Below are 1,690 nucleotides of genomic sequence, written 5' to 3' on the forward strand. Positions count from 1 at the left end.
TGGTTCTTACGCAATGTTGGTGAAAGATGACGTGCGATTGCCTGAGGGTGGTCGCTCATTTTTTTGCAATATCATTTAACACAGCTTGGCTCGGGATTTCGACAAAGTACCCGAATCCTGAGCAAGTCAAAATTTCCCCTTCCATACATGAGTCGCTTCAACATCTTTAGACGATTGACGTTCCCTTCCACGTAACCGTTGCTTTCTTCAAACCGACAAGCTGCCAGGATCACCTCTATATTTTGTTTGAGTCGTCCCACGAAACGCTTCAGTCCAGGATGTGATGTGACCTGTGGATTGGTGATCAACGAAAGGAGATGCTCCGCGTCCCGTTCCCGAATCGCTTCTCGAAATCCTTGAATGAAACAGAACGGGACGGCGAGGTCTCCGTAACGGACCAACAGGTACGAGACATCGATGGTGTCATCCGGCCTGGTCGCAGGCCATTGCCAGAGTAGGCGACAGACATCCTTGCGCGATATAAAAACCTGTGGTTCGGGAAGAGCCTCCCTCCGGGCGTCACGTGAACGGTGACGGACCGCGCCAAACGAACCCCTGTAACCTAACTGCCTCAGATGAGCGTCCGTTTCCTGGAGTGTGAGTCGATTTCGGACACATTCTCTCACATGTGGCATGAAACGATCGATCAAGTGAGGTCTTTGTCGTTTCGGCGGGGAGGGTTCGTAAGCCGGATCACTGTATTTTTTGACAGTCCTCCAATTCAAGCTGAGCATCTGGGCGATCGCATTAAGACTCATCCCTTGGCGGTGCATGCTTTGAACCCTTTCGACCAACGGTCGTTTTGTTTCGTTCTCGGGTCCAGTCGGATGTTGCGGTTTCAAACCGTACGATACAGCACCTTTCGGATTTACAGGGATTCGAGAGGGGAGGATACGCTGGCATATCGAATTGAGGCATCGCCATAGGTTGTCTACGAGGTGGAAGCGGTCGCTCACCACTACGATGTCCTGGTCGAGCAACGCCTCTTGATAGGCCGGGAATCGATCGACCGATGCGCGTACAGGCCGTTTCTCCAGATTCACAAGCCAATCCTTCAACATGTCTGCTTCGCGGGTCCGCAGCAGGTCGATGGGACGATGGGTTGTCGCGTCACAGATGATGGTCCCGTATCGGTGACCCTTTTTGAAGGCGAAGTCATCAATGCCGATCACCTCAGCACAGGGGCTCGGGACGGGCACGCGTCGTAACACCCTGAGCAGCGTGTCGTGACTGATTCGAAAACCTAGGACTGTCGCGACACGCTCGGCTTCCTTCGCACTCATGGCCAACATCAAAGTGGACAACACGCGCTCCGTACGGAGCGTTCTCCGCGAATGAGAAATGGCCCACGGCAATCGCTCTGTAAAGATGGAACGTGGGCATTTTGAGTTGTCGCAGAACCATTTCGGTACTTGAATGTTCAGACGGAAAACCTGATGTAGTCCTGAGAAGTCTTTTAGCCGCCGTGTCGCGAAGCTGTGACGTCGGTGACAAGACCGACCACAGTTTGGACAGCATGCACCACTGGATATGAGACGAGCGGCACAATGTCTCACCCCGTCGTGTGAGTGAGCACTCGTGACGCACAGTCGATCATCCAAGAACTCCAACTCGTTCATGGGAATCAATCCTTTTTGATTTTATTCCCATAATGTCGGCATCACTACCTCACCAACATTGCGTAAGAACC

At 52.5% G+C, this 1,690-nt stretch carries 1 protein-coding gene; it reads right to left on the minus strand.

The genetic code is table 11. The features are described from left to right. Nucleotides 1-71: 71 nt before the first annotated feature. The gene (locus KNP86_RS15820) at nucleotides 72-1,619 is read right to left on the minus strand and encodes an ISL3 family transposase (protein ID WP_214755160.1); all 1,548 of its coding nucleotides are present in this window, start codon (nucleotides 1,617-1,619) and stop codon (nucleotides 72-74) included. Between the last annotated feature and the right edge of the window lie 71 nt (nucleotides 1,620-1,690).

The sequence above is a fragment of the Exiguobacterium sp. s16 genome (genome assembly GCF_018618115.1).
Classification (GTDB): Bacteria; Bacillota; Bacilli; order Exiguobacteriales; family Exiguobacteriaceae; genus Exiguobacterium; species Exiguobacterium mexicanum_A.